At 64.4% G+C, this 14638-nt stretch carries 14 protein-coding genes and 1 tRNA gene; 11 read left to right on the forward strand and 4 right to left on the reverse strand.

All coding sequences use genetic code 11. The annotated features are described in order from the left end of the window. Positions 1-9: 9 nt before the first annotated feature. Both GXH28_RS13590 and mutY read left to right on the forward strand, forming a co-directional pair. The gene (locus GXH28_RS13590; RefSeq protein ID WP_169239572.1) at positions 10-807 is read left to right on the forward strand and encodes a sulfite exporter TauE/SafE family protein; all 798 of its coding nucleotides are present in this window, start codon (positions 10-12) and stop codon (positions 805-807) included. 11 nt (positions 808-818) lie between these two features. Beyond that, positions 819-1943 (forward strand): A/G-specific adenine glycosylase, encoded by a 1125-nt coding sequence (mutY, locus tag GXH28_RS13595; RefSeq protein ID WP_169239573.1) that lies wholly within the window; start codon positions 819-821, stop codon positions 1941-1943. Here the strand turns inward: mutY and GXH28_RS13600 are convergent. The 3 genes from GXH28_RS13600 to GXH28_RS13610 form a co-directional block, all read right to left on the reverse strand. Further along, positions 1940-2362, reverse strand: coding sequence for a Uma2 family endonuclease (locus GXH28_RS13600; protein ID WP_169239574.1), 423 nt, complete (start codon positions 2360-2362; stop codon positions 1940-1942). The genes mutY and GXH28_RS13600 overlap by 4 nt on opposite strands. Continuing rightward, a complete protein-coding gene (locus GXH28_RS13605) occupies positions 2310-2522 on the reverse strand; it encodes a Uma2 family endonuclease (RefSeq protein WP_169239561.1) in 213 nt (70 codons plus the stop codon). Before GXH28_RS13605 ends, GXH28_RS13600 begins: the two co-directional genes overlap by 53 nt. A gap of 92 nt (positions 2523-2614) precedes the next feature. Further along, on the reverse strand, positions 2615-5230 hold the full coding sequence (locus GXH28_RS13610) for an FtsX-like permease family protein (protein WP_169239575.1): 2616 nt from the start codon (positions 5228-5230) through the stop codon (positions 2615-2617). 97 nt (positions 5231-5327) lie between these two features. Here GXH28_RS13610 and GXH28_RS13615 point away from each other — a divergent pair, with 97 nt between their 5' ends. The 3 genes from GXH28_RS13615 (at position 5328) to GXH28_RS13625 (ending at position 7468) form a co-directional block, all read left to right on the forward strand. Then, positions 5328-6170 carry a hypothetical protein gene (locus tag GXH28_RS13615; RefSeq protein WP_169239576.1) on the forward strand — a complete coding sequence of 281 codons (843 nt, stop codon included), beginning with the start codon at positions 5328-5330 and terminating at the stop codon, positions 6168-6170. Between the two features lie 99 nt (positions 6171-6269). Then, positions 6270-6344, forward strand: a tRNA-Arg gene (locus GXH28_RS13620). A gap of 86 nt (positions 6345-6430) precedes the next feature. Continuing rightward, on the forward strand, positions 6431-7468 hold the full coding sequence (locus tag GXH28_RS13625) for an ABC transporter ATP-binding protein (RefSeq protein WP_240550409.1): 1038 nt from the start codon (positions 6431-6433) through the stop codon (positions 7466-7468). On the opposite strand, the gene GXH28_RS13630 is transcribed toward GXH28_RS13625, so the two are convergent. Further along, positions 7407-8681, reverse strand: a complete 1275-nt coding sequence (locus tag GXH28_RS13630; protein ID WP_169239577.1) for an MFS transporter — start codon at positions 8679-8681, stop codon at positions 7407-7409. The genes GXH28_RS13625 and GXH28_RS13630 overlap by 62 nt on opposite strands. 86 nt (positions 8682-8767) lie before the next feature. Between GXH28_RS13630 and GXH28_RS13635 the strand changes: the two genes are divergently transcribed. The 6 genes from GXH28_RS13635 to chlG all read left to right on the forward strand — a co-directional run bounded on the left by GXH28_RS13635 (position 8768) and on the right by chlG (position 14399). Then, positions 8768-9556, forward strand: a complete 789-nt coding sequence (locus GXH28_RS13635) for an ABC transporter permease (RefSeq protein WP_169239578.1) — start codon at positions 8768-8770, stop codon at positions 9554-9556. 81 nt (positions 9557-9637) lie between these two features. Continuing rightward, the gene (locus GXH28_RS13640; protein WP_169239579.1) at positions 9638-10423 is read left to right on the forward strand and encodes an ABC transporter permease; all 786 of its coding nucleotides are present in this window, start codon (positions 9638-9640) and stop codon (positions 10421-10423) included. Between the two features lie 29 nt (positions 10424-10452). After that, positions 10453-11433, forward strand: coding sequence for an alpha-ketoacid dehydrogenase subunit beta (locus GXH28_RS13645; protein WP_169239580.1), 981 nt, complete (start codon positions 10453-10455; stop codon positions 11431-11433). A 43-nt stretch (positions 11434-11476) separates the two neighbouring features. Then, the gene (locus GXH28_RS13650) at positions 11477-12214 is read left to right on the forward strand and encodes a polyprenol monophosphomannose synthase (protein ID WP_169239581.1); all 738 of its coding nucleotides are present in this window, start codon (positions 11477-11479) and stop codon (positions 12212-12214) included. Between the two features lie 44 nt (positions 12215-12258). Beyond that, positions 12259-13437 carry a glycosyltransferase gene (locus tag GXH28_RS13655; RefSeq protein ID WP_169239582.1) on the forward strand — a complete coding sequence of 393 codons (1179 nt, stop codon included), beginning with the start codon at positions 12259-12261 and terminating at the stop codon, positions 13435-13437. 14 nt (positions 13438-13451) lie between these two features. Further along, the gene (gene chlG, locus GXH28_RS13660) at positions 13452-14399 is read left to right on the forward strand and encodes a chlorophyll synthase ChlG (protein ID WP_169239583.1); all 948 of its coding nucleotides are present in this window, start codon (positions 13452-13454) and stop codon (positions 14397-14399) included. Positions 14400-14638: the final 239 nt, after the last annotated feature.

Here is a 14638-nt window from a genome sequence, read left to right on the forward strand (position 1 = left end):
GTCCTGACCATGACCCTCATCGAGCAACTCATCGGCCTCGTCTTTCTCTTCGCCGCCGCGTTCATCGGCGGCGCGATCAACGCGGTGGCCGGCGGCGGCAGCCTGATCGCCTTTCCGGCGCTGGTGGTGTTCGGCGTGGATAAGATCATCGCCAACGCGACGAACACCGCGGCATTGTGGCCGGGCACCGTCGGGAGCGTGTGGGCCTACCGCGAGGACCTCAAACCGTTGGTCAATCTGCTGATCCTGCTGCTCGCGCCCAGCTTTGTCGGCGGCTTGCTCGGCGCGCTGCTGCTGACGCGCACGCCGCCAGAGCTGTTCGGGCGCATCGTGCCGTTGCTGGTGTTGTTCGCCACGCTCATCTTCGCCGCGCGCGACGTCTTCAACCGTATCGCCGCGCGCAGTGTGGAAGCCATGCGCCGCGCCGACGACGGCCATGTGTCGCTCGGCGCGCGCATTTGGGGCATCCTGTTCCAGCTCTTCGTAGCCACCTATGGCGGTTACTTCGGCGCCGGCATCGGCATCCTCATGCTGGCTTCGCTCAGCCTGATGGGCTTGCAGGACATCCACCGGATGAACGCGTTGAAGACCGCGCTGGCATTCGTCATCAATGGCGTGGCATTGGTCTTCTTCGCGCTGAGCGGTATCGTGAACTGGCCGCTGGCGATCTTAATGGGAGCCGGCGGCTTGCTTGGCGGCTACTTCGGCGCACGCTATGCCAAGCGCGTGAACCAGCGCTACCTGCGCGGATTCGTCGTAGTGATGGGGCTAGTCGCAACGGCCTATCTCTTCACACGATCGTTATAAACAGCGACGCGATGACGCGCTCGGCATTGGCTTCCCGGCTGCTGCGCTGGTTCGAACGACACAAACGCGACCTGCCCTGGCGTCGCGAGCCGCGCGATCCATATCACGTCTGGCTCTCCGAGGTGATGCTGCAGCAGACGCAGGTCGCCACAGTCATCCCGTATTTCGAGCGCTGGACGCAGCGCTTCCCAACGCTCGAAACGCTGGCGGCTGCGCCGCTCGACGAAGTATTGAAGCTGTGGGAAGGGCTGGGCTATTATGCCCGGGCGCGCAACCTGCACGCCGCTGCGCGGATCATCGTGCATGAACGCCGAGGGCAGCTCCCGCGCACGGTCGAAGGTCTGATGGCGCTGCCGGGGGTCGGGCGATACACCGCGGGTGCGATCGCCAGCTTGGCCTTCGGCGCGCGCGCCCCTGTGCTAGACGGCAACGTCCGGCGCGTGCTCAGCCGCATCTTCGGGCTGGCCCGGCCGACCGAGGCGGAGCTATGGACGCTGGCCGAGTCGCTGCTGCCACGCAGGCGCGCCGGCGCCTTCAACGAGGCGCTGATGGATCTGGGCGCGACGATCTGCACCCCGCGCGCGCCGCGTTGTTCGGCTTGTCCTCTGCGCGCGCTGTGCAAAGCCTATGCCGGCGGCCACCCCGAGGCGTATCCGTCCAAGCCGGCGAAGCAACAGACGCCGCACCGCGAAGCGACGACCGTCGTGCTCGTAGACGGCGCCGGCCGCGCGCTCTTGGGCCAACGCCCGCGCCATGGCTTGCTCGGCGGCTTGTGGGAATTTATCTCCGCGCCGCGCGCGCCGGCTGGTGCTGCTGCGCGACACCGTTCATGCCCACCCACCGACCTCCATCCTTCCGACCTGACCGACCTGATCGCGCACAAGACCGGCCTGCGGGTAAAGGCGACCCAAGCAGAGCAACTCGGCATCGTGAAGCACGCCTTCACCCACTTCAAGCTGACGCGGCGCGTCTGGCTCGTCCGGCTGCCGATGCCGGGTCGAACGCCGCCGCGCACAAATGGCTATGATCGGCTGATCTGGGCAACACCGGCGGAGGTCGAGCGGCTCGCGCTGACGCGCAGCGACCGGCGGATTTGGGAGATGTATCGCGCGCGCCGACCGACGTTGTTCGATTAGTTGCCGCGGCGGATGGTCTCGTAGATCTCCGCGACGTTAGGGCTTTCCTGCCACAGCCAGTCCACATCCAGCCAGAAGCCCGGCAGCACGGTCGAGCGAAAGATGCGGTCAGCTTCCAAAGATGCGGGGCGGTAGCGGCCGGCGTCCGCGTCGAGCACGTAGGAATCGGCACGTTGGCGTTCGGGGCGCGGGGCAATCAGCCGGTATTCGCGCACACCGGCAGCTTCGTATTCGTCGAACTTCGTCACCCGGTCGCGGAACAGGCTGTCGTCCGAGATCACTTCGACGACCACATCCGCAGCGCCGATGAACTCCTTGCCGGTCTCCTGTCGCGGGTTATTTTGCATGACCGCGAAGATATCAGGCTCACGGGCGTTGCCTTGTGCCTTTGCGCGCAGCGTATACGGCCCCGAGTACACCTTGCCCAGTCGCTTCAGGCTTAAGCAAGAGCAGGGCGATCAGGAGATTGACTACGCGCTGATGAACGTGGGTCGCCGGCATGTATTGCACGCCTTCGCCGTCAACCCACTCGGTCAAGCCGCCTTCCGGCGCCCATGCCAGGAACTCCGCGTAGGTCATCGGGCGCGACTGCACCACCCCCGAACCGAGAGGGGTTGTCGCCGGCCATCTCGACTGTCGGCGTCATAGTGCTCATGGCGTGAATGATACGCCTACTCTTGGCGCACGGCGCGGGCGATCTCCATCTGCCCCAGGCGCAGCATGGGGTAGATCGCCGCCAGCAGGGCCGAAATCACGGCAACCAGCATGGCCTGTGCGAACGTCTCCCACTGGAGATCGAGCCGGATCGTCCAGCCGAAGGAGCGCAGGTTGATGATATAGACCAGGATCAGCGCCAGCAGGAAGCCGGTAGGCATGGAGAGCAGGCCAGCCGTCCCCCCCATCAGGCCGGTTTCCAGCAGCGTCATCCGCCAAAGCTGGCGCAGCGTCATGCCGTTGGCGCGCAGCACGCCCAGCTCGCGCGTGCGCTCAACCTGCAGCGCCATCAGCGCGCTCAGCACGCCGATGAACGCGACAACTATCGCCAAGAGGTTGAGCGCGCCGGTGATGGCGAAGGTGCGGTCGAAGATGACCAGGGCGTTCGCGCGCAGCTCACGATTGGCCGAGATGACCAGCTCGCGCCCGGCAAATTGCCGGCGCAGCCCTTCGACGAACGCGCCGATGTCGCGCACGCGCGCATCGGCTACGTAGAGCGCCAGCGAAGAGATTTTGTCGTCGCGCCAGTAGCGCTGATAGGTATCGCGGGGCATCAGGATCACGCCGGCGTCCGACGCGTAGTCGTAATACACGGCGACCACGCGGAACTCGCGATCCCCCTGCTCGGTGCGCAGGATCAGCCGGTTGTTCTGCGGCGTGACGCCGTGTTTGTTGGCGAACGGCTCGGAGACTTGCACCTCATCTTTGCCCGCCATGCTGCGCCACAGCCCATCCGCCGGCCGCGCCGTCCACACGAACGTCTCGGGTGCGCGCTCACGATCGGAACGAATGGCGAGCAACACGGCGGACGAGTAATCCGTGGACCGCTGAGCGGACAACGCGCCAGATTCGCGCGGCGGCGCAGCAACGCGAAAATCCACCGACGCGCGCCGGAAGAGCGTCACATCGGTCACTCCCGGCAGCGCCTCGAACGCCTCGACGACATCGGGGGCGACGGTGGCGTAGTTGGTGTTCACGCCGGTGGTCGGAGGCGCAACATAGACATCCGCCGTCAACGACGCATCCAACCACGATTCGACCGTGACGCGAAAGCTGCCGATCATGCTCTGCAGGCCGATGACGACTGACACCGCCACCATGAGCGAGGCGATCGCGATGGCCGTGCGCGAGATTGCGTTGGCCACATTGCGCGCCGACATGCGCCCGATCAGCCCGACGATGCGATCGAGGATCGGCGCGAGCGCACGCATCAGCCCCAGCGTCAGCAGCGGCGAGACCGACGCCAGGCCGATCAGCACAAAGAAGATGCCGGCCAGGTTGACGACCAGCGCGCGCGTGAGCAGCAGCATTGCGCCGCCGACGGCGAACATGACGACGCCGGCCAGCGCGATCCACGGCAACAAGCGCTGCACGCGCTGCTCAATGTTCGACCGCCTGAGCGCAGTGATCGGCGGGATGCTGGTCGCTTCGTAAGCCGGCGCCAGGGCCGCCGCCAGCGAGGCAGCCAACCCCAGCGCAAACCCTTTGAGCAGCGTCAGCGGGTCAACGGCGACCGAACGCACGTTGACCGTGTAATACAGGTCGTTGATCGTCTGACTGACCAAGCCGACCGCGCCACGACCGAGCAAGACGCCCAGCCCAATCCCCAGCACGCCGCCGACGACGCCCAACAGCAGCGTCTCCAGCAGGATCTGCCGGAAGATTTCGCGCTGCGTGACGCCCAGGCAGCGCAGCGTGCCGATCACCGGCCGGCGCTGCACGACCGAGAACGTCACTGTGTTGTAGATCAGGAACATGCCGACGACTAAGGCCAGCAGGCTCAGCGCCGTTAAATTGAGGCGAAAGGCATCGGTCAAGCTCTCCACGCTCTGGCTGCGGGCGCGCGGCTTGACGATCTGTGCGCCCTCGGGCAGGATGCTACGTACGCGCGCGAGTAGCGCGCGGCCGGCTGCCGTGCGCTCATCGGCGATCAGGTCAATATGGCTGAGCCGGCCGGTCATGTCGAACAGCTCTTGCGCCGTGCTGATGTCCACGATGGCCAGACCATCGAGCGCGCGTCGGCTGTTTTCGTCGGCGGGTGTGAGGATGCCAGCCACGCGCATCGCATGACGCCGGTCGCCGGCGCGCAGCGTGACCGCGCTGCCAACGCGCAAGCCATACCGCTGCGCCATCGCCTCGCCGATCAAGATGGCGTCGGGTCGAACGAAGAAGTCAGTCAGGTCACCTTGCTGAAGTGCAGCGTTGCCCTCGCCCAAATAGCTACGGAACGGCGCATCGGCGAACGCATCTATGCCCAGCACGCGCAGCGGCTGCTGGTCCAGCTCGATGGCTGTGGCGTATGACTCGACCACCGGCGCCGCCTCGCGTACGCCCAGCTCGACCTTAATGCGGCGATATACGTCCTCTTCCAAGCCAGCGCCGCTGCCGACGACCTGGTGCGTCGCGCGGCCGACGACGGTCTCGGTGCTCAACTCGAACGCGCGCGACGCGCTGCCGTTCGCCAGGTCAATGGCGATCACCATGGCTACGCCCAACGCCACGCCCAGGATGCACAAAATGGACTGAAACGGCCGGCGCAACAGATAGCGCAAGCCGGTCTTGAACAAGATCATCGGAAGGGCAGCATAGACGGGGCGGCTAAGAGCGAGATGAGCCGGATTCGCGTGCAAGTCATGGGGACCTCTATACAATCTAGGCCCAGGCACGTTGATGCGCACTGCGGCACGTCTGTTACTCACATTCGCGATCTTCGTGATCATCGCATTCATCGCGCGCCTGGCGCATGCTGCGCCGCAAGCGCAAACGCCGATGTTGGACGGCATCTGGAGCAGCACAGCATGCGAGCCGTGGCCGGGGCGCCCCTTCGCTCGGCGCGAACTCACGCTCTCCGGCACAGATTACCGGCTCGACGTGATCTCGTTCGCCGACAACCGGTGCACCATCCCCACGCTGCGCACGCGCTACGAAGGACAATTCATCGCGCGCAAACCTTCGCCCACCCTCCCCGGAACATGGGAGGTGGAGTTCGTCATCCAGCGCGCGCTGCTGACGCCATACATCCTCAACACCGCGGATTTCCTGAACGGCGCGCCGAGAGGCTCTTGCGGCAGCGACAGGTGGTTCGTCGGCATCGAGCAGGATTTAACCGCTACAAGCGGATGCCTGCTGATCGGCCTCAACCTGCGTGGGCGACCGGTGGAATACGACATCGCGACTGTGCAAGACAACCAGCTCTTTCTCGGTCAACGTCCGGCGGACGGCGGCTTGCTCTTTACGCCTGAACGCCGTCCGACCGCCTTCGGGCCGCCACTGTTGCGCACCGGCGAGGTGGTCATCCTGTTGCCGCCGGTTGGCGGCGACCATGCGATTTCCGCCATGCTGATCGTGATAGGCGTTAGCCTACTGGCTGCGGGATGGAGCTGGCGGCGAGGCATCGCGCGCCGTCGTTCCATACTCGCGCTGCAGCCGGATCAATCTTCTGCTATGGCGACCTGGCCTTCCGAGTCTTCCAGGGGGCTATCTTGGCCTGGCCGCGCTCCGCCCATTTCGTGAAGGGCGGCTGCCACCTCGACCGATTCATCTTATCCATTTCGATGCCGGCGCATACAGCCTACGATCGGCGCACCGAAATCTGCTAGAATACGGGGGTATGCCCCAATAGCTCAGTTTGGATAGAGCGTTTGCTTGCGGAGCAAAAGGTCGGGAGTTCGAGTCTCTCTTGGGGCACTGGAGAGATTGGAGATTTCGCGATTGGAGACTGCGTAAGCACCATCTCCAATCCTGGATTTCCAATCTCTTTTCGTCTACGTCGTATGTCGCCACAGATTCACGTTGCGCACCTCTCAAAACACTACCAGGTTCACGAGAAGGAGCCAGGGCTAATGGGCAGCTTGCGCGCGTTTGTGGCGCGCAAGTACCGCACCGTCCGGGCAGTGGATGACGTGTCGTTCGACATCGAAGCCGGCGAGATGATCGGCTTCCTCGGCCCGAACGGCGCCGGCAAGACGACCACGCTCAAGGTGCTCTCCGGCCTGCTTTATCCCACCAGCGGCATCGTCACGGTATTAGGGTTTACGCCGCATAAGCGCGAGCCGGCCTACCTCAAGCAGTTCACGCTGGTCATGGGCCAAAAACAACAGTTGCTCTGGGACCTGCCGGCCATCGAGACCTTTCTCGTCAACCAGGCCATCTACGAAATTCCGCGCGACCAATTCGCGGCGACGCTGAAGGAACTCGACCAACTGCTCGACCTGGGACCGCTGCTGAAGAAACAGGTGCGCAAGCTCTCGCTGGGCGAACGCATGAAGTGCGAACTGGCCGCAGCGCTGTTGCACCGTCCCAAGGTGCTATTCCTGGACGAGCCAACCATCGGCCTGGACGTGACGATGCAGGTGCGCATCCGCGACTTCATCGCGGAGTACAACCGCCGCTATGGCGCGACGGTCATCCTCACCAGCCACTACATGGCCGACGTGACCGCGCTGTGTGACCGCATCATCGTCATTGATAAGGGCAAGGTGCTCTACGACGGCAACTTCCGCGCGTTGATCGAGCGCGTGGCGCCCTACAAAATCCTCAAGTTGCAGTTCGAGCAGCCGGTGGCGTGCGAACAATTGGCCGCTTTCGGCGCCATCGCGTCGTGCGATGGAATGACCGCTGTGCTCCACGTGCCGCGCAGCCAGGCAGCCGAGGCGGCGGCGCGTTTGCTCACCCAGGTCGAGGTGGACGACGTCAACTTTGAAGACCCACCCGTCGAAGACATCATTCGAGAGGTATTTACGGGAAAGGTCACTGGGCTGGGGACGGCGAACGAGCGAACGCCGGCTGTGAACCCTGCGAGCGCCGGCTGATCCGCCGCGCGATCAGGTCGAACGCAAGCGCTGCAATCAGCGTCATCGCGATCGCGGCGGCGAACAAGGGGGAATAGCCAAACCCGCGCTGGATGAACCCGCCGACCGGCGGCGCAATGGCCGGCCCGACGTTCGCCGCAATGGCCATCACGACGCTGACGATGAAATACTCCCTGCGCAGTGACACGTTCACGACGTAGACGCGGTAGAGCACGCGCGAGATCTGCAAGGCGGCGACCTGAAGGAACACGGACAGCGCGCCGAAGAGCAAATTGGGACTGAGGGCAAACGCCGCCAGGCCGGCTGCCGTCGCGAACGATCCCCACACAATCGCCGGCCGGTAGCCCATCCGCCTCGCAACGCGCGGAGCGCACAGCGCCGCAACCGACCCCATCAACGCGTTCACACCCATCATCAGGCCGATTTGCGCGTCGCTCGCCCCAAACCGGTCGCGCATCAGTAAGTTGAAGAATGTGAATACCAGGGCTTCGGCCGACAGCAGCAGCATGAACGGCGCACCGAGCGCATACACCTGCAACCGTTGGCCGAGCAAGACGCGGGGATTGAGATAGCGCGCCGCGCGCACATTTGGCAGCGCCGAGGTGGGTTCGCCCGGCACCGGCCGACGACGGGCGATCATGGCCAGCAGAACGACGGCCAGCGTCCGCACGATGAACGCAGCGCCCAGCGCCGCCCGATACGCTTCTGCGCTCTCGCTGCCGACCTGCAACAGCGGCGCGATCAGCGCCGGCAAGCTGCCGGCGGAGACGCTGCCCAACAATATCGCCGCTGTGCGCGTGAAGTCACCGACGCTGAACAGCGCAGCGCGGTGATCCTCAGCGGAGGCATCGGCCAGCAGTGACACGCTGGCCAGGCCGAAGATCACCGTGCCAAAGCCGCTGAGTGCCTCGGCAGCCAAGATGACCTCGGGCGCAGTCGCCAGCACTGTGGGCAACCGCGCGAGGCTGGCGAATGCTGCGCCAAAGACCAGCGCCGCGCGCCGTCCGATTCGCTCGAAGCACAACAGCGCGGGCAACGCGAGAATCAGCCCGCCGAACTGGCTGGCGCCGTGGAACAGGCCGATGAATGCACGATCGAAGCCCAGCGCCTCGAGATAGAAGTTCATCAACGTCGCCGGGAAGGCAAAAGTGACGTAGTAGATCGCAACCCACACCAGATAGAGGCGGGCGATCTCACTGAAGCGGCGGACCACGTCGGCAAGTATAGTTGTGTGCGTGGGCGTGGTGGCGGCCTGCGCTTCGCGCCGCCTCGCGCAGCCCCGACTGCTGATGACCTGAGATGTGGAGAAAATACCTAGCCCTCGGTAAAGCCGCGTGGGCGCTCATCGTCGAATATCGCGCGCAGATCGTCATCTGGATGATGAACAGCATCCTGATGGTGATCATGCTGCTGGTGTGGCTCAGCATTAGCCGCGATGGTGAAGTGAACGGCTACAACTCGGCAGACTTCGTGACCTATTTCATGATCGGCTGGGTTGTGCGCAACCTTACGGCCGTGTGGGCGTCTTGGGAGCTGGACTTCGCCATTCGTGAAGGCCGGCTATCGCCCATGCTGCTCAGGCCCATTCACCCGATTCACCATGAGATCGCCGTCAACTGGGTGGAGAAGCTGCTGCGCCTACTCATCGTAACACCCATCGTCACGGTCGTGCTGATCGCAACGCCGGGGGTGCAACTGAACCTGAACCCGCTCAACCTTCTGGCGTTCAGCATATCGGTGGCCGGCGCGTGGCTGATCGCCTTCATGTCGGACTACCTGATTGGGATGTTGGCGTTTTGGACGACGCAGACCGGCGCGTTTATCCAGGGCTTCTACGGCATCCGGCTGGTGCTGTCGGGCGTCATCGCGCCGCTCGCGATGTTCCCGCCGGCCGTTCAAGATGCGCTGCGTTGGCTGCCCTTCCCCTACATGCTCAACTTCAGTGTGTCCATCGCCATGGGTCGCGTGGAAGGCGAAGCGATGCTGCAGGGATTCATCGCTCAGTTTGTCTGGGCGGCATGCTTCGTCATAGCGGTGTGGGTCGTATGGAAGATCGCGATTCGCAACTACAGCGCGGTAGGCGCGTGATCGCCAACTGACCATGATCCTCGGTCAACGCGGCCGAACTCCTTGCGCCTACGACACGTCATCATGGTTCGGCTAGCCCGTATGCGTTACTTTCGCCTCCTGGCCCTGTTCTTCAAGTCCAACTTGCTGATGGAGCTGGAGTACCGCGCTAACTTCGTCGCACAGGCGACGCTGGGGGTGCTGTGGGCCGGCGTCACGTTCGCCAGCGTGACCGTATTCTTCACGCAAACCGACACCTTGGGCGGATGGACGTACGAGCAAGCGCTCGTCATCGTCGCGCTATCCGTGCTGGTCGAGGGCGCCATCCAACTGTTGCTGCAACCCAACGTTGACAAAATCATCCAAATGGTGCGCGAAGGCACGATGGACTTTGTGCTCACCAAGCCGGTGAACAGCCAGTTCCTGGCCACGCTGCGCTACGCGCGCTACTCCGGCTTGGCCGATATGTCGGCGGGTGTGGCGATCATGCTGTGGGCGCTCAGCCGGCTGGGCTACACACCCGAGCCCTTGGCCCTGGCACAATTCGCCGTGATGTTGGCGGCGTCATTCATCATCGTCTATAGCATCTGGCTGGTGATGGCTACATTGTCGTTCTGGTTCGTGAAGATTGACAACCTCACCGAGTTGTTCCGCTCTCTATTCGACACGGCGCGCTTCCCGGTGACCACGTTTTCCGGCTGGGTGCGCATTGCCCTGACCTTTGTGCTGCCGGTGGCGTTCATGACCACCTTCCCCGCTGAAGCCGTGCTGGGCAAACTGAGCGGCGCGACGATGATCGCCGCTGTCACGCTTGCGGCGTCTCTTTTTGCGTTCAGCGCGTGGTTCTGGCGACGGGCGGTGCTGAACTATAGCAGCGCCAGCTCGTGACGCGTGGCTGCGGCATAATCCGAACACGCATGCGAACCTTAACTTACAGCGAAGCGATCAACGAAGCGTTGCGCGAGGAGATGGCGCGCGACCCCAGCGTATTCGTCATGGGCGAAGATGTCGGCGTGATGGGCGGCGTATTCGGCGTCACGCAGGGCCTCATCCAGCAATTCGGCGATGAGCGCGTGCGCGACACGCCGATCAGCGAGGCCGGCATCGTCGGCGCGGCGCTGGGCGCGGCCATGATGGGCATGCGGCCAGTCGTCGAGATCATGTTCGGCGACTTCCTCGGCTGCGCAGGCGACCAGATCATCAACCAGGTCGCCAAAGCCCGCTACATGAGCGGCGGCAAAGCGCGCGTGCCGCTGACTATCCGCGTCACCACCGGCGCGCCCGGCGCAGCCGCAGCGCAACACTCGCAAAGCCCAGAGTCGTGGTTCATGAACATCCCTGGCATTAAGATCGTCGCACCCGCTACGCCGGCCGACGCCAAAGGGCTGCTCAAGAGCGCCATCCGTGGGGAAGACCCGGTGCTGTTCTTCGAGCACAAGATGCTCTACGCCACACGAGGCGCGGTGCCCGAGGGAGACTATGTGGTCGAATTCGGTCAGGCGAATGTGCTGCGCGAAGGCCGCGACGTCACGATCATTGCCATCGGCGGCATGGTGCCGCATGCGCTGGCCGCAGCCGATGCGCTCGCCGAAGGCTCGCCCGCCGTCTCGTGCGAGGTGATTGACCCGCGCACACTCGTGCCGCTGGACGCGCCGATGCTGATTGCCAGCGTCAAGAAGACCGGCCGCGCTGTGATCGTGCACGAGGCGCATAAGCGCAGCGGCCCCGGTGCCGAGATCGCCGCGGTGCTCGCCGAACACGCCCTGGATTACCTCGACGCGCCCATCCGGCGCGTGGCCGCCAAGAACGTACCGCTGCCCTACGCCCCGGCGCTGGAGCAGTTCGTCCTGCCGGGCAAGGAGGATATAGTCGCCGCCGTCAAGGAGGTGCTGCGATGATGGCTGCACCTGCAACGCTGATGGCTGTCCCCACCCTCTAACCGTGCGCGTCCTCGTCGTCCTGCCCACCTACAACGAAGCCGAAAACATCGCCCTGCTCCTCCCCGAGTTGCTGGCGCTGCCGCTCGACATTTGCGTAGTGGACGATGCCTCGCCGGACGGCACCGGCCGCATCGCAGACGACTGGGCGGCGCGCGAGCCGCGGGTGCATGTGGTGCATCGCGCCGGTAAGCTTGGCCTGGGCACGGCCTACGTGACCGGCTTCCACTTTGCGCTGGATCGCGGCTACGATGCTGCGCTCACCATGGACGCCGACTTCTCACATCATCCGCGCTACATCTCGGCCATGCTGCGCGCCATCGAGCACGCCGACCTGGTCATCGGCTCGCGCTACGTGCCCGGCGGCGATGTGTTGTATCCATTCCACCGGCGCTTCCTGAGCAAGACAGCGAACGTCATTGCGCGCGCGGCGCTCGGCCTGCGGCCGCACGACTGCACCGCCGGCTTTCGTCTCTACCGCGCCGCCGTGCTCCAGACGGTGCCCATTGACTCGGTCTTCTCCAACGGCTACTCCTTTTTGATCGAGATGCTAAACCTGGTCCAGGGCTTCGGCTTCAGCATCGTCGAGGTGCCGATCGTCTTCGAGGACCGAACGCGCGGCCAGTCGAAAATCTCCTCGACGGAGATTGTGCGCGCGGCCTACACGGTCTCTCGGTTGACCTACCGTCGTTTGCGCGACCGGCTGATCGGCCCACCGGCGACGCGTCATCCCTTCGTGTAAGTTGTAAGTCGCACTACTGTGGGTTGGTTCCAGGCGCTTGTGGTATGCACATCGTCCACATCTACAAGGACTACTTCCCGGTGCTGGGCGGCATCGAGAACCACATCCGCCAACTGGCCGAGGCGCAAGCCCAACATGGGCATTGCGTGGATGTGCTGGTGACCAGCCTGGACGCAACAGGCCAGGCCGGGGAACTCAACGGCGTGCGCGTGACCAAGGCGCCGCGCCACCTGAACGTGCAATCGGCGCCGATCAGCGCAGCCTTCCCACGAGAGGTCGCGCGGCTCACGGATGGCGCAGCTATTGCGCACCTGCACGCGCCCTACCCGGTCGGCGAAGCGTGCAACTTGTGGTTCGGCCGGGCGAAGCGCACCGTGATCACCTGGCACAGCGACATCGTGCGACAAAAGGCGCTGCTGCGCCTGTATGCGCCGGTGTTGCGCCGCGTCATCGCCCAGGCCGATGCAATCATCCCCACCAGTGAGACATACGCACGCACCTCGCCCTGGCTGCGCGACCATCTGGACAAGTGCCGCGTGGTGCCACTGGGCATCCACGCGGATCGCTTCGATATGGGCGACGACGGAAGCCGCCGGCGCGCCGCGCTGCGTCGTCAGCTCCTCACTGCTACCCATGCTGCCTCAGCAGCGCCACTGGTGCTGCTCAGCGTCGGCCGCTTGCGCTACTACAAAGGCCTAGACGACCTGATCCGCGCCATGCCCAACCTGCCGGATGCCGTCGCCGTGATCGTTGGCATCGGACCGATGGCGGCGGAGTGGAAAGCCCTGGCGCAGCGGCTCGGCGTGGCCGGGCGGGTGATCTTTGTCGGTGAGGTGAGCGACGGCGCGCTGCCGGACTACTATCGCGCTGCAGACATCTACGCCATCCCGGCCAACTCGCGCGCCGAAGCGTTCGGCATCGCCATTCTAGAAGCCATGGCCAGCGGCCTGCCGGTGATCTCGACAGAGGTCGGCACGGCGACCAGTTGGATCAACCAGCACGGTGCCACCGGCCTGGTCATCCCGCCGCGCGATCCACAGGCTATCGTGCAAGCGGTGAATACGCTGCGCGATGCCGCGCTGCGCCGGGCGATGGGCGAGGCGGCGAGGCAGCGCGTGCGGGCCGAGTTCACACTCGAACGCATGGCGGCGCGCATCCAGGCGGTATACGACGAAGTGCTCGCGACGCCTCGCACAGCAACCTCCTTCCGCAATTCCGGCTAAACTAACGCTTCCGCATGAACAGCAATCTTCAAGTTGCCGGCCACCCGCCGGCGAACAAACCGCTGCCTTTCTTCAAAGTCATGTTCACGCTGATGGAGCCTTACACGTGGTTCGCGCCGGCGTGGGCGTTCGTCGTGGGTTGTGTGGCCAGCCACAGCATCTACTTCGACCTCGGCGGCGACATCTGGCAGAGCGTCCTCAGCGTGGGCAAGATCGCCATCGGCACGCTGATGGCCGGGCCGCTGCTGGTGGGATTCTCGCAAGTGTGGAATGATTGGTGCGACCGCGACGTGGACGCGATCAACCAGCCCGAAAGGCTGATCCCGTCGGGCCAGGCCACGCGCAACCAGGTGTTCGCGATCATCGCCATCTTAGGCGCAGCCGCGATGGCCATCGCGCTCTTCCTCGGTCCGCCGGTGGCGCTCGTCGCACTCCTCGGCATCCTGATTGCGCTGGCCTACTCGGCGGAGCCGATCCGGCTCAAGAAAAACGGCTGGCTGGGCAACTTAGCGATCGGCTTGACCTACGAGACGTGCGCGTGGATCGCCGGCCATTTCACCTTCGACCCGCAGTTGCAATCCGCCGGCGCGTCGCGGAGCATGATCCTGGCGCTGATCTACGGCCTGGGCGTGACCGGCACGATGATCATCAACGATTTCAAGAGCGTGGCCGGCGACCGGCAGATGGGCATCCGTTCGATTCCAGCGATGTACGGCGAATCTACCGCCGCGAAGATCGGCGTCGTCATCATCAACGTCGCCCAGCTCGTCGCCGTCGGCCTGCAATTCGCATGGGGCAACACGCTCGCCGCCGGCGCATGTGTTCTGTTGTTGCTGGCGCAGTTGCCGATCCAGATGCAATTGGTGCGCGAGCCGACGCAGCCGATGGCCGTGCGCTACAACATCGTCGGCATCCCCCCTTATACGTGGGCGATGCTCGTCGCGGCGATCGGCCTGGGATGAGAGAGGGCGCGGCGCATTTCACATGGGTGCATTTCAGTTTTGGGGCAGGAGCGCACTCAAAAAGCGCGCAGATTGACCTCGCCCGCGTGAACATCCGAAGATCACGGACGTCGTCGTGGATTGACAGACCGGCATCTCAGCGAGGGACGACAAGCCGCAGGCCGCTGCGGGCATAATGCGAGGACAGTTATATCCGGGAGGTGTGCCATGAAAGAGACCAGGGCGACGACACAGCGCAA

The organism is Candidatus Roseilinea sp. NK_OTU-006, from assembly GCF_012931985.1.
Lineage (GTDB): Bacteria > Chloroflexota > Anaerolineae > J036 > Brachytrichaceae > JAAFGM01.

Bases quoted from the DNA above. Each gene is read 5' to 3' on its own strand.
- GXH28_RS13590 (WP_169239572.1), top strand. From the start codon at position 10: ATGACCCTCATCGAGCAACTCATCGGCCTCGTCTTTCTCTTCGCCGCC.
- mutY (WP_169239573.1), top strand. From the start codon at position 819: ATGACGCGCTCGGCATTGGCTTCCCGGCTGCTGCGCTGGTTCGAACGA.
- GXH28_RS13605 (WP_169239561.1), bottom strand. From the start codon at position 2,522: ATGACCTACGCGGAGTTCCTGGCATGGGCGCCGGAAGGCGGCTTGACC.
- GXH28_RS13610 (WP_169239575.1), bottom strand. From the start codon at position 5,230: ATGATCTTGTTCAAGACCGGCTTGCGCTATCTGTTGCGCCGGCCGTTT.
- GXH28_RS13615 (WP_169239576.1), top strand. From the start codon at position 5,328: ATGCGCACTGCGGCACGTCTGTTACTCACATTCGCGATCTTCGTGATC.
- GXH28_RS13625 (WP_240550409.1), top strand. From the start codon at position 6,431: ATGTCGCCACAGATTCACGTTGCGCACCTCTCAAAACACTACCAGGTT.
- GXH28_RS13635 (WP_169239578.1), top strand. From the start codon at position 8,768: ATGTGGAGAAAATACCTAGCCCTCGGTAAAGCCGCGTGGGCGCTCATC.
- GXH28_RS13640 (WP_169239579.1), top strand. From the start codon at position 9,638: ATGCGTTACTTTCGCCTCCTGGCCCTGTTCTTCAAGTCCAACTTGCTG.
- GXH28_RS13645 (WP_169239580.1), top strand. From the start codon at position 10,453: ATGCGAACCTTAACTTACAGCGAAGCGATCAACGAAGCGTTGCGCGAG.
- GXH28_RS13655 (WP_169239582.1), top strand. From the start codon at position 12,259: ATGCACATCGTCCACATCTACAAGGACTACTTCCCGGTGCTGGGCGGC.
- chlG (WP_169239583.1), top strand. From the start codon at position 13,452: ATGAACAGCAATCTTCAAGTTGCCGGCCACCCGCCGGCGAACAAACCG.